The sequence below is a fragment of the Flavobacterium subsaxonicum WB 4.1-42 = DSM 21790 genome, from assembly GCF_000422725.1.
Taxonomy (GTDB): Bacteria; Bacteroidota; Bacteroidia; order Flavobacteriales; family Flavobacteriaceae; genus Flavobacterium; species Flavobacterium subsaxonicum.
Map to the genome: position 1 here is coordinate 1,317,616 of NZ_KE383909.1, position 19,138 is coordinate 1,336,753.

At 43.1% G+C, this 19,138-nt stretch carries 14 protein-coding genes; 5 read left to right on the plus strand and 9 right to left on the minus strand.

From position 1 onward, the window contains the following. Positions 1 to 122 precede the first annotated feature (122 nt). Genes G509_RS0116430 through G509_RS0116445 form a run of 4 tightly spaced genes read left to right on the plus strand, consistent with a single transcriptional unit; the run spans position 123 to position 4,943 of the window. Entirely contained in the window at positions 123 to 944 is an 822-nt protein-coding gene (locus tag G509_RS0116430) for an SDR family oxidoreductase (protein WP_026992535.1), read from the plus strand. Between the two features lie 12 nt (positions 945 to 956). Further along, the gene (gene uxuA / locus G509_RS0116435) at positions 957 to 2,126 is read left to right on the plus strand and encodes a mannonate dehydratase (protein ID WP_026992536.1); all 1,170 of its coding nucleotides are present in this window, start codon (positions 957 to 959) and stop codon (positions 2,124 to 2,126) included. A 12-nt stretch (positions 2,127 to 2,138) separates the two neighbouring features. After that, on the plus strand, positions 2,139 to 3,545 hold the full coding sequence (uxaC, locus tag G509_RS0116440; protein ID WP_026992537.1) for a glucuronate isomerase: 1,407 nt from the start codon (positions 2,139 to 2,141) through the stop codon (positions 3,543 to 3,545). A 33-nt stretch (positions 3,546 to 3,578) separates the two neighbouring features. Then, the gene (locus tag G509_RS0116445; RefSeq protein WP_026992538.1) at positions 3,579 to 4,943 is read left to right on the plus strand and encodes an MFS transporter; all 1,365 of its coding nucleotides are present in this window, start codon (positions 3,579 to 3,581) and stop codon (positions 4,941 to 4,943) included. Here the strand turns inward: G509_RS0116445 and G509_RS0116450 are convergent, their stop codons facing one another. The 9 genes from G509_RS0116450 to G509_RS0116490 all read right to left on the minus strand — a co-directional run bounded on the left by G509_RS0116450 (position 4,944) and on the right by G509_RS0116490 (position 17,636). Next, positions 4,944 to 5,984 carry a LacI family DNA-binding transcriptional regulator gene (locus G509_RS0116450; RefSeq protein ID WP_026992539.1) on the minus strand — a complete coding sequence of 347 codons (1,041 nt, stop codon included), beginning with the start codon at positions 5,982 to 5,984 and terminating at the stop codon, positions 4,944 to 4,946. It abuts the gene before it with no gap. A gap of 201 nt (positions 5,985 to 6,185) precedes the next feature. Next, positions 6,186 to 8,123 (minus strand): sialate O-acetylesterase, encoded by a 1,938-nt coding sequence (locus tag G509_RS0116455; RefSeq protein WP_081663327.1) that lies wholly within the window; start codon positions 8,121 to 8,123, stop codon positions 6,186 to 6,188. 110 nt (positions 8,124 to 8,233) lie between these two features. Next, a complete protein-coding gene (locus G509_RS0116460) occupies positions 8,234 to 10,177 on the minus strand; it encodes a RagB/SusD family nutrient uptake outer membrane protein (protein ID WP_026992541.1) in 1,944 nt (647 codons plus the stop codon). Positions 10,178 to 10,187: 10 nt separating this feature from the next. After that, positions 10,188 to 13,271, minus strand: a complete 3,084-nt coding sequence (locus tag G509_RS0116465; protein WP_026992542.1) for a SusC/RagA family TonB-linked outer membrane protein — start codon at positions 13,269 to 13,271, stop codon at positions 10,188 to 10,190. A gap of 312 nt (positions 13,272 to 13,583) precedes the next feature. Further along, positions 13,584 to 14,069: a DUF5362 family protein gene (locus G509_RS22345; protein WP_035739047.1), complete on the minus strand. Its 486-nt coding sequence runs from the start codon at positions 14,067 to 14,069 to the stop codon at positions 13,584 to 13,586. 15 nt (positions 14,070 to 14,084) lie between these two features. Next, positions 14,085 to 15,329 carry an ornithine--oxo-acid transaminase gene (rocD, locus tag G509_RS0116475; protein WP_026992543.1) on the minus strand — a complete coding sequence of 415 codons (1,245 nt, stop codon included), beginning with the start codon at positions 15,327 to 15,329 and terminating at the stop codon, positions 14,085 to 14,087. Positions 15,330 to 15,501: 172 nt separating this feature from the next. Further along, on the minus strand, positions 15,502 to 16,473 hold the full coding sequence (locus G509_RS0116480) for a helix-turn-helix transcriptional regulator (RefSeq protein WP_026992544.1): 972 nt from the start codon (positions 16,471 to 16,473) through the stop codon (positions 15,502 to 15,504). Positions 16,474 to 16,577: 104 nt separating this feature from the next. Continuing rightward, positions 16,578 to 16,988 (minus strand): OsmC family peroxiredoxin, encoded by a 411-nt coding sequence (locus G509_RS0116485; RefSeq protein WP_026992545.1) that lies wholly within the window; start codon positions 16,986 to 16,988, stop codon positions 16,578 to 16,580. A gap of 90 nt (positions 16,989 to 17,078) precedes the next feature. Beyond that, complete coding sequence (locus tag G509_RS0116490) at positions 17,079 to 17,636, minus strand: DUF1697 domain-containing protein (protein ID WP_026992546.1); 558 nt, start codon at positions 17,634 to 17,636, stop codon at positions 17,079 to 17,081. A 67-nt stretch (positions 17,637 to 17,703) separates the two neighbouring features. On the opposite strand from G509_RS0116490, the gene rlmD reads away from it, so the two are divergent. After that, a complete protein-coding gene (rlmD, locus tag G509_RS0116495; RefSeq protein WP_026992547.1) occupies positions 17,704 to 19,122 on the plus strand; it encodes a 23S rRNA (uracil(1939)-C(5))-methyltransferase RlmD in 1,419 nt (472 codons plus the stop codon). The last annotated feature ends 16 nt before the right edge of the window (positions 19,123 to 19,138 follow it).

The window sequence follows — 19,138 nt, forward strand, 5'->3', positions numbered from 1 at the left end:
CTAATTGAATAAAAAGTTACTAATACGATATAGTTGATATTTTAAAAAAAGTGAATCAATGCTATATTTTAGAAGTAATATTGATTTTTAGATAAGAAGGTTAAATTATAATAAAGCAGATAATGAGTATTTTAGACCAGTTTTCACTCAAAGATAAAGTAATTGTGGTTACCGGCGGCACCGGCATTTTAGGCGAATCGTTTATACAGGCAATTGCGCAGGCGGGTGGAAAAATTGCCATATTGGGCCGCAACAAAGATAAAGCTAATGAAAGGGTTGCCATGGCACAGCGGCTGGGCGCCGAAGCCATTGCCGTTATAACTAACGTAATGGACGAGCAGGAAGTTATCAAGGCAAAAAACGAAATTTTAGCGCGCTTTGGCACTATAGACGGCCTGGTTAATGCAGCAGGAGGCAACATTCCCGGGGCTACCATTAGTATGGGCGACAATCTTTTTGAGTCGGAGATTACAGATACCATTAAGGCTATTGAGCTAAATTTATACGGCACTATAATTCCCACCCACATTTTTGGGCAGGTAATAGCCGAAAAAGGTAAAGGGTCTATTATTAATATATCGTCGCTTGCCGCAAGCAGGTCTATTACCCGCGTACTGGGCTATACCGTTGCCAAGCACGGCGTAGACGGTTACACCAAGTGGATGGCTACAGAACTGTCGCTTCGCTATGGCGATAAAGTGCGCATAAATGCCATTGCACCGGGCGTTTTTTTAACCGAACAAAACCGCACTCTTCTTACTAATACTGATGGTACGTTTACTGATAGGGCTCAAAAATTTGTAAATAACACCCCCTATTCCCGCCTTGGCGAGCCACAGGAGTTACAGGGCACACTTGTGTATTTACTAAGCGATGCCTCTGCCTTTGTAAACGGCGAAACAATTTTTGTAGATGGTGGTTTTAATGCCTGGAGCGGCGTATAATTTTTTTAAATAATGGAAAAAGTAAACAAGCTGGAGCAAACCTGGAGATGGTACGGCCCTAACGATACGGTAAGCCTGCAGGATGTAAAACAGGCCGGCGCCACAGGTATAGTCTCTGCACTGCACCATGTAGCACATGGCGCTGTATGGATGGTGGAAGAAATTACAAAGAGAAAAAATGAGATCGAAGCGGCAGGCCTAACATGGTCGGTTGTAGAAAGTGTGCCCGTGCATGAAGCTATTAAAACGCGTAACGCAGATGCCGAAAAATATCTGGAAAATTACCGCCAGTCCTTACAAAACTTAGGCAGCTGCGGTTTAAAAACGGTGTGCTATAATTTTATGCCGGTTTTGGACTGGACGCGCACCCAACTTGACCTTGAAATGAAAGACGGCTCTAAAGCCTTATATTTTAACTGGATAGACTTGGCTTATTTTGATATATACATCTTAAAAAGAGAAAACGCTGAGCAGGATTATCCGAAAGAAATTATAGCTGCATTATCCGACAGGAAAAATAGCATTACTGCTGATGAAGAGGCCATCCTGAAAAATATTATCCTGATGGGTGTTCCCGGCGAAGACAATACTACTTTAGAGAGTTTGCAGCAAAGCATTACCACCTACAAAGCCATTGGTTTTGATGGTTTAAGAGCAAACCTGGTGTATTTTCTGCAATCTATCGCATCAGTTTGTAAAGAGCAGGGCATAATAATGACCATCCACCCCGACGACCCGCCCTACCCTATTTTAGGCTTGCCAAGGATAGTAAGCAACAAAGCCGATTTAGAGTATATTATACAAAGCATAACCGACGATTATAACGGCATTTGCTTTTGTACCGGCTCTTTAGGCGCGGGTGTACACAACAATGTTAGCGAAATATTTGAGGCCGTAAAGCACCGCGTGCACTTTATGCATTTGCGTAATGTTAAGAAGGATGCCTTGGGCAATTTTTACGAATCAGACCATTTGGATGGTGATGTAAATATGTACAAGGTTATGAAGGCTGCCGTTGCCGAGAACAGTAAACGCGCCACGCCCATACCCTTCAGGCCAGATCATGGCCACCAGATGCTCGACGACCTGGATAAGAGAACCTTCCCGGGCTATTCTGCCATTGGCAGGCTGCGCGGGCTGGCTGAATTACGGGGGCTGGAAATAGGCATAATTGGCCAATAAATACACTACAGTATGTCATACTTTTTAAAAGACAATTTTATCCTGGGCTCATCAATAGCAGAACAATTATACTTTGAGTTTGCTAAAAACCAGCCTATTATAGATTACCATTCGCACCTTTCGCCACAAGCCATTGCTAACAACCAAAAATTTGAAAATATTACCAATATATGGCTTAAGGGCGACCATTATAAATGGCGCGCCATGCGGGCTTTGGGTGTTAGCGAACACTACATTACCGGTGCCGCTACCGATAGGGAAAAGTTCCAGAAATGGAGCGAAACGGTTCCGTATACGTTGCGTAACCCGCTGTTTCATTGGACACATATGGAGCTTAAAAACCCTTTCGGGATCGAAGAGCTACTGAATGCCAACAGTGCCGAAAAAATTTACAACACCACGCAGCAACAATTGCAGCAGGATGCCTTTTCTACACAAGGTTTGCTTAACCATTTTAATGTAGAAATGGTGGGTACTACCGATGACCCTACAGATTCTCTGGAACATCATTTATCTTTAAAAAATAGTGGTTTCCAAACTAAAGTACTCCCCTCTTTCCGTCCCGATAAAATTTTTAATATCCACTTAGGTAATGATTTTAGAAGTTATGTTCAAAAGTTAGGCGATGTTTCCGGCGTTGCAATTATAGATCTGGAATCGCTTATTGCGGCCTGTAAAATCCGTGTTGATTATTTTGATAACGCAGGCTGTGTAGCATCAGATCATGGGCTGAATTACATTCCCCATAGAGGGAAACTTTCTAAAAATGAATTGGATACCATTTTTAAGGCAGTATTACAAGGCAGTGATGCAGGTGCATTCGAAGCACAGGAAGCTTTTGCCTTTTATGTCTTGGCCGAACTATGTGCCATGTACCATAATAAAGGCTGGGTGCAGCAGTTTCATCTGGGTGCTTTGCGCAACAGCAATGCCCATAAAGTGTCTGTTATTGGTGCCGATACCGGTTACGACTCTATTGGCGATTACAAGCAGGCCGAGACACTTTCTGTACTGTTAAACCATTTAGAGCAGCAGGACAAACTTGCTAAAACGGTGCTGTATAATTTAAATCCGGCCGATAATACGCTGTTTGCTACTTTGGCAGGGAATTTTCAGGGCGAAGGCATCCGCAGCAAGATACAATTTGGCTCCGGGTGGTGGTTTTTAGACCAGCTGGATGGCATGACGAAACAGATAAACGCACTCTCCAACCAGGGGCTTATAAGTACCTTTATAGGCATGCTTACCGATTCGAGGTCGTTCCTGTCCTATTCACGGCACGAGTACTTCAGGAGGCTGCTGTGCAATCTTTTTGCCGAAGATATGCAAAAGGGCTACCTGCCTAATGATATACAGTGGATTGGCAGTATAATAGCTGATATTTGTTACCATAACGCCAAAAATTACTTTAAAATATAACCGATACTTAATCGAAAAAAAGAACCAGTCAAAATGAAAAATAAAACAGGTAATTACAGGTGGACAATATGTGCGCTGCTCTTTTTTGGCACCACAATTAACTATCTCGACCGTCAGGTTTTAAGCTTGCTGCACCCTGTTTTAGAAAAAGAATTTGGCTGGACAAACTCTGATTACGGCACCATAACGGCGGTTTTTCAGCTGGCATATGCCTTTTTTATGCTTTTAGCAGGGCGTTTTGTAGACAAACTGGGCGTTAAAAAGGGTTATACCATTGCGCTGATTATCTGGTCAATTGGTGCTATGATACACGCCTATGCCATAGAAATTGGCACTGTGGCCGCAAACGTTTTAGGGGTTATAGGCATCTCAGGAATCTCGGTATCGGTATTGGGTTTTATAGTTGCAAGGCTGGTTTTGGGCATGGGAGAATCGGCTAACTTTCCGGCGGCCATAAAGGCAACGGCAGAGTATTTTCCTAAAAAAGAACGCGCCCTGGCTACAGGTATTTTTAATTCAGGCTCTAACATCGGGGCAATCCTGGCACCGCTAACCGTGCCGTGGCTGGCCTATCATTTGGGTTGGCAAAGCTCTTTTATAGTTATTGGCGCACTGGGTTTTGTATGGCTTATTTTCTGGCTGTATTATTATGATACACCCCTGAAACAAAAACGATTATCTACCGAAGAACTGCAATACATAGCGCACGATACGGTGTATGATAAAATATCAGAACCTTATCCTGAAATTAAAGTCAACTGGCTTAAGCTGTTAACCTTTAGGCAAACCTGGGCTTTTACGGCAGGTAAATTTTTTACCGATGGTATTTGGTGGTTTTTCCTGTTCTGGCTGCCATCGTACCTAACGGGCCAGTTTAATTTAACCACCACGCAAATTACCCTGCCCCTAACAATACTCTACACCATGACAATGGCCGGTAGCATTGGCGGTGGCTGGTTTCCCATTTATTTTATTAACAAAGGATATTCATCGTATGACGGACGTATGAAAGCTATGTTCATCATTGCGCTCTTTCCGCTTGTCGTGTTGTTAATACAACCGTTTGGTTACCTGTCCTTCTGGGTTCCGGTAATTTTAATAGGCATTGGAGCATCGGCACACCAGGCGTGGTCGGCTAATGTATATTCTACTATATCAGATATGTTTCCTAAAGCAGCTGTGGCCAGTGTTGCCGGTATTGGCGGCATGGCGGGCGGAATAAGCGGGGCATTAATGTCGGTTTTTGTTGGGCGCATCTTCGACCATTACAAAGCCATAGGCGACCCTAAAATGGGCTACACCATAGTGTTTACCATCTGCGCGCTATCGTACCTGCTTGCATGGGGAATTATGAAACTCCTGGTTCCGAAAATGAAAATCGTTCGATTGGAAGAGTAACTACGATAATTGCAGGTTGGTAGAATTTCGTAACTGGATAGAGGTTTCTAATAAAATAGTCTCGTACTTCTGCGCCGTTTTAACCGGGGCATCTATTATCTCTACCAGTTTTGTAAGCGCTAAAAAGCCCATTTCTTTAGCGGGCTGCCGTATAGTAGATAATGATGGGTTTAGCGCAAAAGCAATATCGGTATTGGCAAAACCAATAACAGCAATCTCTTCGGGCACTTTAATTTTTAGCTCAGCTAAAATACCTAAAGTACGGGTAGTTATTACATCAGTCGCGCCAAAAATGGCATTCGGCTTTATGTTTTGTTCGGTCAGCTCGCGTAACGAACGGCTTATTGTGGCGTCCATTTCTTCGGTATTTTCCAGGTTACAAAACACCATGTAGCGCGGGTTAAAAGGTATGTCGAGGTTTTTAAGTGCCTTTTTAAACCCTAAGATTCTTGGATTGTTATCGCCAAACTTATCGCCGGTTATAAACATAATCCGCTTACGGTTAATGCTAATAAGTTCTTGCGTGGCTTCCAAAGCACCCTTGTACTCATTAACCCCAATTTTTGTGGTTTCAATGGCAGCGTTAATCCTGTCGAACAGCACAATAGGGCAATGATTTTTATTGATGTAGCTAAGATATTCAGAGTTGGAAGTTTCGCTTACAGGAGCCATTAAAATACCGTCTACCCCTTTCGATATCAGCGAGTCAAGGCAGGCTTTTTCGGTTTCAACATTTTCAAAGCTTTGCATTATAATAATGTCGTGCCCAGTTTCTAACGATGCTTTCTGGATACCGTCCAGTATCTGCGCTAAAAATGTACTGCTAAAATAAGAGCACACAATAACCCCTATAGAATTGGTATGGCCAATTTTTAAGCTTTTGGCTAACCGGTTTATTTTGTAGTTGTTATCCTTTGCATAATCAGTAATTATCTTTTTTGTTTCGGCACTAATTTCATAGCTGTTGTTAAGTGCTTTGGATATGGTTGAAACCGAAAAATTTAAAGCCTTTGCAATGTCTTTTATAGTAATATTGCTCATATATGCGGTACTCCTGATTAGATTAGCCTACTATAACGATTAATCAGGGTGGATGCCTCAATTAATCTAAGTGATGATTTTAATATCTATTTCGTTTGAAATTGACTTATTTACCACAATATTACATTTTTTTTTAGTGCTTTAGAAATTTTAAAGCCGATTTTTTAAACTATTTATATTGTCCGCACTGCTATATTTATTTCATTCAACCTTTGTTTTAAAAGGCGTTGCAGGCAGGCCTTCTTTGTTGTACAAATTGGCCGTTGCCGGGTTATCTGCCCAGGCATAGGTAACGTAGATGGGGTCTGTAATTTGGTCGCTCCAAATCGTAACCTCATCTTTGCCTGTTATTTTAGCCATTGCCCACACATATTTTTGGTCTGCGCCGGCAATTGCAAAATACTGTAATGCAGCATTGCCTTTTACAGTCAGGCCGCTGCCCACATCCTTAAACCTGATAATTAATTTATTACCCTTTTTAGTAACAACCTTTACAGAAGGCCCTGAAGCCACGATTTTCTTATCGCCATACACCAGCTTTTCTGCCTGAAGTGCCAGCCGCTCTCCCACACCTTTTTTGTTTAGCGGATGAATATCATTCCATTCTCCCAGGTCGATGGCTACCGCCATTGCCGTGTTATTGATGGCGAGCAAATTAGCCTGCTGCTCTCTAAGTGCGGCCCAGTTGCTTTCGCCGGGACTTGTTTTTTGCTCCATAAAGCCGGGAAGCTGCACATAGATAAATGGGAAATCCTGACCCCATCCGGCTCTCCAATCGGCAATGAGGGTTTTCATAAGGTCGGCATATTCTTCGGGCTTACCCGCATTAGATTCCCCCTGATACCAAAGCGCCCCTTTAATAGTGTAGTTTTCCAACGGTGCAATCATGGCATTATACAGGCCGGTAGGCTTAAACCTGACAATAACCTGCGATTTTACAGGTGGCATTGCATAGCCGGTTTTAAAGTTCCAGGTGCCTGCAAGGCTAAGGGTATCTGTACCTGCAATTAATTGATAATCTTTATCTAAAACAAAGCCCCCTTTACCCGAATTACTAATTACCCTTATAGCAATAGTGTTTTTGCCCGGTTTTAAAATGTTAGCCTCAAGCTTGTATTTTCTTGGCGGATACTGGTAAGACGTTGTGCCCACAAACGCACCGTTAACAAAAACCGAATCGGCGTCTACAATCCTGCCCATAATAAGCTTTGCCGGTTTGCCCGCCATTGCCGGTGGCACCTCTATTGTTTTTCTAAACCAGACCGCGCCGTTAACAGCCCCCGTTTGGGTATCTGCCCAATAGCCGGGTATTTGCATTGTAGCCCAGCCTTTGTCATCATAAGTGGCCGACTTCCAGTTGTTTTTTAAACCTTCATCATTTTTGTTGAGTTCGCTGTACCAGTCGCGGTTTATTGTTTTGTTTTCCTGTTCTATCTGGGTTATCAGCTTATCGTCTTTAAAACGTTGGGCATCTGCAAAATACTCCGGAAACTTTTTAATACCGGCCTCGCTAATCCATGCCTGCGCCGGCGATCCTCCCAGGGCGGCATTAATTATCCCTATAGGAATGTTGTGTTTTTTATTGATGTACGATGCAAAAAAATATGCCACACCCGAAAAATCGGCTATGGTTTGAGGGCTGACCGATTGCCACTTACCCGAACTTACATCTGTTTGTTTACCCTTAAAATTAGCAACATCGGGTACTAAAAATTGCCTTATGTTGGGTTTGTTGGCCGTAGCCTCATCCGGGTAGGTATCCATAAGCCTGCCCATGCCCAGCTCCATGTTAGACTGCCCACTGCACAGCCAAACATCGCCAAACATAATATTGCTTACCGTAATAGTGTTCGATGCATTAAACGTCATGGTATGTGGCCCACCGGCTTTTTGCGGAGGTAATTGTATTATCCACTCTCCTGCTGTACTGGTGGTGGCGGTATAATTTTTTGAGCCGAATTGCAAACTTACTTTTTCGTTAGGGGCAGCCCATCCCCAGATCTTTAAATTTTCAGAATGCTGCAGCACCATGCCATCGCTTATTAGTTTAGGCAACCGTATCTGGGCGAAAGCCGCAAACTGCATTATAAAAAATAGCGCTGCTACCGTATAAATTGCCCTATTGAATTTAAAGTCCATTTTTTTGATTTTCAAGTATTAAAAATAGTGGTTACACCCTTAACAACAAAACGGGTGAAACAATTCACCCGTTTTATAATCATGTTATATCAATATAGTATACACCCTTGTTAATTGTAACCCGGGTTTTGGTACCCTACTGCCGATCCATCCATACGGTCTAACTGACTTTGCGGAATTGGGCGCAGGTATAAATTAGGCGTAATGGTACGCTGAAAAGTTTGTGGCGTTACGCTGGTAGCCGTCATGCCGCCAATTACGTAGGTAGATGCATACTCTGTCCATTTTTGAGTACGAACAAGGTCGTACCAACGGTAGCCTTCGCCATAAAATTCGCGAGAGCGTTCGGCTAAAATAAAATCAATATTTACAGCAGCAGGCGTGGCAGCAGCCATTGCGGCACTGTTATCCTGTATTTTAGTAACGTTGCCGTTATTATCAAAACGCCATTTACCGGCACGTTCACGTAACACATTAACAAGGTCTCTCGCACTCCTGCCCCCTTGTGTAGCGGCGCCTTTAACGGCTGCCTCTGCGGCAATAAGGTAAAGCTCTGAGAATTTAGCAATGTTAAACGGACGTGTATTACCTGCATTAGGCTGGCCTAAACCGCCATTGTTATCGGTACGGTAGGTGCCCAGTTTCCATAAACCCGGATATCTTAGCCTGTTGATGCCTTGTGGCGAAATTACATAATCGGCCCTGCCCGGTAAAACACCGGCGCCAATGTTGCTTTTATAAACCGAGTTAGAATAATCTATAGAAGATGAAGGTTCATCGTCCAGGAAGGTTAATATAGCATCGCCAGGTACAACCTGCTCGTTGTTTGCATTGTAAAGAAACGGATTGGTTATACCGCCTTTGTTCCAGTTGCCACGGTAAACGGTTGTAAAAGTACCGTCGTAGCGAGAATCGTTTGTTTTATCGGCAAAGGTATTTGTAATTACCCCAATGGTTGGCGCCATACAAGACCACGGACGGCCAAGGTGCTGTTCTGCCTCACGCTGAACTGAACTTATAAGGTTAGCCTGTTGTGTATCAGCAGAGCTCCTTATAAGGGTGTAGTTAGACGTCATCATCCAAACCGAAAAGTTGTCGGGCGATGCACCTGTACCGTAAGTAAGGCTTCCACCGTTAAAAAATTCGCTCGACTCGGTATGGTCGGCATACAATAGTATTTCGTTGTTGCGGTCGTTTTGTGCAAGGTTAACATCATAATAGGTTGGCTGTAAACCAAACGAACCCGGACTGTCTATACCTGCCGTAGCAACATCATAAGCCTGCTGAAAATACCATTGCGCATCGTGCCCATCAGGGTCTACCCTCGATGTTTCCGGATAGGTAGGTATGTTGTTTGGGTTTTCCAGCCACCATGCATAAGTTAGGTAGGCTTTTGCAAGATAAAGGCGCGCCACTGTTTTTGTAGCCCCACCGGTTACACGGCCAACATCGGGTAAATCGTTAACAGCAGTAAGCAGGTCCGGGAATACCGCCCTCGTATACACTTCGGGCACAGTGTTACGCACCGATGCTTTTGTAGTGTTGCTGTTAAACATCAGCTCTCCAGATCCTAAGTCTAAAGGCACACCCCCAAACGTTTGCACCAATAAAAAGTAATCAAAAGCACGGAAAAAACGTGCCTCAGCTATAATTGCATTGGTAATGGTAGGTACTGCTACCGCATTTTCTATAATGCCGCTTGCCGTATTAATGTTAGAGTACACGGTATTCCACAACACGTCAGACCGGCTCGATGTGCCCGTTAGCTGCCCAACGCCCGAAAGGTCCATGTCTTTAAAGTTGCCATCGCCGCTCGATCCGTACGTTACCTCATCGGTACCCGTAAGGCAGGCGTTATAATAATAGCCGTTGCCATAAATGTAGCGCAGGTGAGCATACATAGAGGTTACCCCACCTAAAACACCGTTTTCTGTTTTAAAATACTCAGGCGTATAAATGCTGCGTGGCTCTTCTTCCAAAATGTCATCGCAACTGCCTAAAACCATTGCCATTACAAGTGCTCCTAATAACGTTTTTATCTTTATATTTTTCATAGTTAGTTTTTTAAAATGATACATTCATACCAAATATATAGTTGCGTGTAGTAGGCGTGTTTGTGCCTATGGTTAGCAAACGCGAGTTGTACGCTGTGTTTACCGCCTGGTTTTCGTTACCATACGAGTTAGGCTCCGGGTCCATGCCCGATTCTTTATGATACGGCGAGTAAATTACAAACGGATTTTGCACCGTGCAGTATAGCCTTAATTTGCTTATACCGGCATCTTTTAAAAATTGCTGCTGAAACGTATAGCCTAACGATATAGTACGAATTTTTACGTATGATGCATCAAAATAAGCAAGTGTACTACCGTATTTAGGGTTGTTACTGCTCATTATACCACCCGGTTTTGGATATTTGGCATCGGTATTTTCGGGTGTCCAATAGTCTACTTTTACGTTACCCCTACGGCCATCCATCATATTAAGATATCCCGAAGACCCGTATAAAGTGCTTATCAATACACCACCGTGCTGAAATGCACCCACTACGCCAAGGTCAAAACCTTTGTACGCTACGTGTGTATTAAAACCACCCTGAAATTTAGGGTTAACATCTATAACCTGGCGGTCGGCCTCGCCTATTGCCCTTACCGGTGTACCATCGGCATTGTACTCTCCGGTGTATTCTACCTTAATCATACCTGCATTACCACCCGGCTCCAGGATATCCCTGTACGGGTCGCCCTCCTGCCAAAGGCCTGTTTTTTTGTAATCGTAAAGCACATTTATAGGTTGCCCCACAAACCAGCTGTTACCAATGTCTCTTGTAGCACCACCATCTAAAGCAACAAGCTTGTTGCGGTTGGCATAGATGTTAACGCCGGCATCCCACGTAAAGCCATTGTAGTTGTCTAATATAATGCCGTTTAAAGAGAATTCAACCCCTTTGTTCTGGGTTTCGCCTATGTTGCTAAGGTAGCTTGGTACACCATTGGTAACCGGTAGCAACACGTTAAGCAACACGTCTTCGGTTTTCTGAACATAATATTCAAAAGTACCCGTTATACGGTTGTTGAACAACCCAAAGTCTAAACCGTAGTTCCATGTTTTAGAATACTCCCAGCCTAAGTTAGGGCTTGGTGCTTCAGATACATAATAGCCGGTATCATAATTTTCGCCCGGACCAAAGTTATACGGCCTTGTGCTTAAAAGGCCCAATGTTTTGTACGGTGGTACCGCCTGGTTAGAGGTTTGCCCGTAGCCTACCCTTATTTTTAAAACGTCTATGGCTTTTACATTTTTAAGAAACGACTCTTTATTTACATTCCATCCGGCAGATACCGCAGGATATGTATGCCATTGCTGCCCTTTGGCAAGTACCGATGAACCATCTGACCTTACTGTTGCGCTTAGCATATAACGATCGTCAAAAGAGTACATTACACGAGCCATATACGATAATAATCCGTTTTGTGTATACGTCTGGTTGTTCGGGTTAATAATAAGCTCGCCCGCTGCATTACCCAAGTTGTAAAACTGGAAAGCATCTGAAGGGATATCTCTTGCCGAAACCGATGAGTAGTTGTACGTATTTTGCTGTGCCGAGTATAATGCCACGGCATTTACCTTATGCTTTTCGGCAAAAGTACGGTCGTACGTTAAAAGGTTTTCTACCGCCCAGTTGGTTGTCATGGAGTGGTTAATATTAGCTGTAGAAACCGTAGTTTCGTTAACGTTAAATACCCCCTGGCCTGTATAGCTTCCACCGTCTGACATACGGATGGTACCACCTAAGTTAGTACGGAATTTTAATCCTTCTATACCCGGTATTTTAACCTCGGCATAAACTGTGTTGTACGATGAAAATGCCCTTATCTGGTCTACATATTTATCGCCAAGGCCTTCTAAACCTTCCCTTGTATATACATACTGGTCGTCTAACGGCGATTTTACAAATCGTTTTAGCGTGCCATCTTCGTTATACGGGTTAGCAATAGGCGACTGACTTAAAACGCCATACATATTTATGCTGTTACCGCTCGAAATGGAATAGTTATTATTTGAACTGAAACCAAACCTAAAGGCACCAATTTCCTGGTCTAACGAGGCCTGTAACGAGAAACGTTCGTAATCCTGTAATGGTATTACTGCTTCATCTTTAAAGTAGCTCATACTAAAGTTATAGCTGCCCTTAGCTGTACCGCCAGATATGCCTAAGTAATGGTTAGTAATCGTACTTGTTTTTTTGTAGAAAAGATCCTGCCAGTCGGTATTTACACCATCAGCCTCATCTACACCGTTAGAGGTATAAATACCTGCATCGGCACGAAGCTTAGAGAATTCGGCGCCGTTCATCATAGGGTACTCGCCAAAAACACTTTTAAGTCCGTAATACGAGTTATATGTAAATTTAGCCTCCTGCCCTTTTACGCCTTTATTGGTTGTAATTAATATAACACCATTAGCACCACGTGAACCGTAAATGGCTGTAGCCGATGCATCTTTAAGGATGTCGATACTCTTAATATCATCGGTACTAATATCGCCAATAGAGCCCGCAAACGGTATGCCGTCCAGTACAACAAGAGGGTCGTTACTACCGGTTAGCGATCGTGTACCACGTATACGCACCTGCATGGTAGCGCCCGGCTTGCTCGATGTCTGCATCATTTCTACACCCGCAATACGCCCCTGCAATGCCTGGGTAATATTGGGCGAAGGCACCTCGCGCAATGCATCGCCTTTTATAGAGGCTACAGATCCGGTTACGGCCTCCTTGCGCTGTGTACCGTAGCCCACAACAACAACCTCTTTAAGTTCCTGCGTGTCCGATAGCATAGATACGTTAACGGTGCTGCCCTGCACCACTACCTCCTGGGGTTTAAACCCAATAGAGGTAAATACAAGCACTGCATTTTTTTGTACCGATATGCTAAATTTACCATCCATATCGGTAATGGTTGCATTGCTGGTACCTTTAATAACAACATTAACACCCGGTATGCCCAAATTATCTTCGGGAGAGATAACAGTACCGGTAACTTCTATATTTTGCTCTTGTGCAAAACTAAAGTGTGTGGTTAAGCATAACATAAGTAATAGTATCAAACGCTTTGATGTGGATGATACGAGGTAGATGTTCTCCATATATTAGTTTAGTTAATTATTAGTTTGTTTGGTTTGTTCTCGGTAAAAATGGTTAGCACATAAGTTACTGTGTAATAAGGGTTATTGTTTTAGATGGCCAATCGGCAACAATAACGTTTTCGTAAATTAAGTGTTTGTCTCTTATGGTACTATAGACCAAAAGTAAAATTTAGTTAAAGAGGGGTGCAACAAATGGAATAAAATTTACGAATACGTTGTAGTTGTAAATTTTATCTGAAGTTTTAAATGGTTGCAGGCAAAAAAAATCCCCCTGTGTTTACAGGAGGATTGTATATAAGATAGTGTGAGAACCTACATAGACGAAGCTGCTGCTGCGCCTGCTACTACTGCTGCTATAATGGCAAATATGTAAAGGGCTATTACTATAATGGTAAAAATACCCACAAATTTGTAATGCGATTTAAGGCTTGATAAAGCACCGGTTAGTTTCTCGGTATTGTTTTCTGATAAAGCTGCCTTTGTTTTAGAGGCAAACTGCAACAGGTATATTATTGGGAAAATAGTAATCAGCGACCCGATTATAAACACAGCACCAAGGGCGGGGCCAACATATTGCATTTGCGTTGGCATGCCCGGTCCGGCAAAAATGGTACTGGCCATAGCTACATAAAATATGCCCAGCATAATGCCAAAAGCAACACATAAAAAGCCCACTATAGCAAGAAACGTTGCCCATTTAGCGGTTTCTTTTAAAAATGCCTGTGCCTGTGGCGTTAGCTGCAATTCGAAAGTATCAAAAGCCGATTTAGTGTCCTGGTACGGTGCGTTATTTTCCATAAATAAAGGTTGGTTTTATTTTTCGAAATCTTTTAAGGTGGTCGTAATTATGTTTACACAATCTAACAGCTGCTCTTCGGTCATCACCAACGGTGGTGCAAAACGGATTATGTTGCCGTGCGTAGGCTTGGCTAACAGGCCGTTTTCGCTTAGGGCCATACAAATATCCCAGGCGGTAGAGCTATCCTCGGTATCGTTAATAATTATGGCGTTAAGTAATCCTTTGCCGCGCACAAGGCTAACAATGGTGCTGTTTTTAATATAATCGCCCAGCTTCTCTCTAAAGAGTTTACCAAGCGCCTCTGCATTCTGGGCAAGGTTTTCTTCTTCTACCACCTCAAGGGCAGCTATGGCCACGGCAGCGGCAATGGGGTTACCACCAAAGGTAGAACCGTGCTGTCCAGGTTTTATAACATTCATTATCTCGTTATTGGCAAGCACCGCCGAAACCGGATATGCCCCACCCGAAAGTGCTTTGCCCAAAATTAAAATATCGGGTTGTACATTTTCGTGATTAACGGCCAGCAATCTACCCGTACGGGCTATACCTGTTTGTACCTCATCGGCAATAAAAAGTACGTTGTGTGCCTCGCAAAGTGCTTTGGCTTTCGCCAGATACCCCTCTGCCGGAACATACACCCCTGCTTCACCCTGAATAGGCTCTACAAGAAAACCGGCTATGTTGGTTTCGGTTTTTAATACATTTTCTAAAGCAGCAATATCATCGTAGGCTATTTTTATAAAACCTGCGGTGTAAGGGCCAAAGTTTTTACGGGCACCTTCATCATTAGAAAAAGAAATAATTGTGGTGGTACGGCCGTGGAAGTTGTTTTCGCAAACAATAATCTTCGCTTCATTTTCGGCAATGCCCTTACGCTCGTATGCCCATTTGCGGCACAGCTTAATGGCAGTTTCTACCGCTTCCGCACCGGTATTCATGGGCAATACCTTATCAAAGCCAAAGTATTTGGTTACAAACTCTTCGTACTTGCCCAGCTTATCGTTATAAAAAGCGCGCGATGTTAAAGTAAGCGTTTGTGCCTGGCTAATAAGTGCATTAACAATTTTTGGATGGCAGTGCCCTTGGTTTACAGCCGAGTAAGCCGAAAGAAAGTCGTAATAGCGTTTACCATCGGTATCCCAAACATAAACACCTTCTCCCCTGTTTAATACAACGGGCAGTGGGTGGTAGTTGTGCGCCCCGTATTTGTCTTCTAAAGCTATTGCATTTGCAGCTCCTGATTTTTCTAAAATCGACATTGTAATCTAAATTTTATTTTATAAACAGCAATTCCTGCTTATGGAGAGAAATCATCCTATATAAAGTCTGCAAAATACTAAAAATAAAATTATTCTGTGTTTATTCTGCATTAAATGCAAACAATAAAAGCCAATAAAACCATTTTATGCGATTAATTGCATGACGGTAAATCTATGTAAGCACATTTTTAGTTAGTCCATATTTTTGAACGTAAACATCCAATAGCCTGCAAACGCGGTCTTTTAAATCCTGGGGTTCAATAATTTCCACCTTATCGGCAAACATCATTATCCAACGCTCCATACCGGGGTCGGTCAATGGGGTTAAAAACGTCATTTCTATCTGGTCGCCCATAATAGTTTCCGACACATAGCCATGATAATGGCGGTGCTCTTCCATGTAAATAGAAACCGATTTATCTACACTAAGCACCACTTTTATAAGGTTGGCACCCTTTTTTTCCTGCTCCCTAAGTTCCTGAAACTCTTTTAAAGATGCCCGCTCCTGCTGCGGCATGTCGGTTAGCTTAATGTCTATAACCCTGTCCAGCCTAAACTGGCGGTAGTCGTTACGCAAATGGCAAAAGCCAATGGTATACCAGTTTTCGTATTCATGAAAAATGCCGATTGGTTCCAGCAGCCTCTCGCTACTCTCGTTATTACCAAAGGCTTTATATACCATTTTTACTATTCTCTTTTCAGATATAGATTTTAACAGTGTATCTAAAACATTTTGTGGCAAGGGGGTACTGCCTTTTTTCTCGGTAACCATAATTTGTTCGTCGAGGTTTTCCAGCAGGTCTTTTTCGCTGCCGCGGAGTACCGCCTTAACCTTAAACATAGCCGAGTTAAAATGATTTTGCAATGCGCTGTCGCTAAATTTTTCCATCAGCTTTTCGGCAGTAATAAACGCAATAGCCTCTTCGGGCGTAAACATAACGGGCGGCAGCCTGTAGCCGTCTACCAAAGAGTAGCCAATACCCGCTTCGCCGTACAAAGGCACGCCAGCCTCCTCTAACGACCGTATATCGCGGTACACCGTGCGCAGGCTAATAGCAAACCTATCGGCCAGGTCCTGGGCCTTAACTACCTTTTTAGACTGTAGTTGTATAAGTATAGCGGTTATCCTGTCAAAACGGTTCATACGGTTGATTTTATCTCATCAAATATAAAATTTTTAGGGCAAGACAGCCAATAAAAAAGCCTCTTTAAAAGAGGCTTAGTATAATTTTATTTATGTGCTTTGCATTAAGCAAGTGTGGCGCTCGATGTTATTTTGGTATCAAGCAGGCGCGAAATTGGGCACGTAGTCTCGGCCTTGGTTACCAGCTCCTGAAACTCGGCATCTTCTATACCTTCTATTTTAGCCGTTACAATAAGGTGCGACCCCACGACCGATTTATCCTGAAAGTCGATATCGCAGCGGGTCTCAATACTCTCTACCGTATAGCCGGCCTGGTTTATATAGGCAGTAAGCTGCATGGTAAAACAACCGGAATGCGCTGCGGCAATAAGCTCTTCCGGGTTGGTGCCAACACCATCTTCAAAACGGGTTTTATACGAATATTGCGCGTTTTGCAGCACGGTGCTTTCGGTATTTAATGTACCTTCCCCTTCTTTAAAAGAGCCTTCCCACAGGGCAGTTGCATGTCTTATCATGGTATTGTTTTTTTAGTTTGATTTTTAAGTAATGCTTAAAATTAGTCAAACATTAAAAATATAACAGCCCGTTTAACAAAACATTAAACGCTATTTGGCGCGGGCCTCCAGCATTTCGAGCACTTTAAGGGTGGTGTTCCAGTTGCGGGTGGTAGCTTTTAGGCCCAGCTTGTTCTCTAAAAACACGTTTGTAAGCTTAGAGTCGGCTGCGCTTTGGGCCAGTTTTAAGTATAAAACATTGCCAACAACCTTAAAAGCATCGTCGCTGCGGTTGTATTTATTAATCTGGTCGATGCCAGATGTGGTAGGTACCCCGTTTAAAAATGCCACAAAAAACTTTTTGGCACCCTGCCCTTCGGGTTCGCGGCCGGTGTAAGGGTTGCTGTCTATGGCTTTACGTACATCGTTTATATCCATCATAAAAATAACTACATCATAGCCGTACTCTTTATACATAAGGGTTTCGAGCGATTTACCCACCCTGTCGCGGTTGGTGTCTTCGGTTTCAAAAACAACATTGCCGCTTTGTATGTAGGTTTCTACATTTTGGTGCCCCTCGGCCTCCATAAGTTTTTTAAGGGCGTCCATCTTTATCATGTTGTGTCCGCTTACGTTAATACCGCGGAAAAGGGCTAAATATACTGGCATGTTATTTTGCTAAAGGATTAATTGCAAATTTATTTAAATTTTGTGAGCAATAGTTTATTTTTGCCGAATGGGAAGAAAGACAACAGACAAGATCGTTTTTAATAATGTGGCAGTGCTGGATGCCGGTGCCAAAGGTGTATCTATAGCCAAAGCCCCGGACGGAAAGGTAATATTTATACCTAATGTAGTACCCGGAGACGTGGTAGACGTGCAAACATTTAAAAAACGTAAGGCGTATTACGAAGGTAAAGCCGTGCATTTTCATGAATATTCTGCCGACAGGGTTATACCGCCCTGCCAGCATTTTGGAGCCTGTGGTGGCTGCAAATGGCAAAATATGGACTATGAAAAACAATTATATTATAAAAACCGCGAGGTATTTAACCACCTTAAGCGTATTGGTAAAGTAGAACTGCCCGAGTTTGAGCCTATAAAAGGCAGCGACAAGAAGTTTTTTTACCGCAATAAAATGGAATTCTCTTTCTCTAACGCCCGCTGGATGACCGATAAGGAAGTGCAAAGCGGCGAAGAGTTTGAAGGCCAGAACCGTAATGCCCTTGGTTTCCATATACCGCGTATGTGGGATAAAATTCTGGATATAACTAAATGCCACCTGCAGGAAGACCCAAGCAACGCTATTAGAAATGCAGTTAGGGATTTTGCAAATGAGAACGGCATGGAGTTTTTTAATCCGCGCGAACACAGCGGATTGTTGCGTACCCTTATGCTACGCACAGCTTCTACAGGAGAAATAATGGTGCTTATCCAGTTTTTTGATGATAACAAAGAGCAGTGCGAGCAGTTGCTGGATTATCTGGCATACACTTTCCCCAGCATAACATCGTTACAATACTGCGTTAACCAAAAGGCTAACGACACCCTTTACGACCAGGAAATTATTCTTTATAAAGGCCGCGATTACATTTTAGAAGAAATGGAGGGCCTAACGTTTAGCATTAATGCTAAATCTTTTTACCAGACTAACAGCGACCAGGCCTACCAGTTGTACAGCATTACCCGCGATTTTGCCGGCCTTACAGGTAACGAGCTGGTGTACGATTTATATACCGGTACGGGTACCATTGCGCAGTTTGTATCGCGCAAGGCACGTAAGGTTGTTGGTGTAGAGGCGGTTCCTGAAGCTATTTTTGATGCTAAAGAAAACGCCAGACGCAATAATATTACCAACTGCGAGTTTTTTGTTGGAGACATGAAAAATGTATTTAACGATGCATTTATTGCCCAGCATGGCATGCCCGATGTTATTATTACCGACCCTCCGCGCGATGGTATGCATAAAGATGTTGTTGAGCAGATATTGCGCATAGCACCGGAAAAAGTGGTTTATGTAAGCTGTAATTCGGCTACGCAGGCGCGCGACCTTGCCCTTATGGACGAGGTGTATAAAGTTACACGAGTTCGCCCGGTAGATATGTTTCCGCAAACGCACCACGTAGAAAATGTTGTACTTTTAGAAAAAAGATAAATAAAGGTTTTCTCCT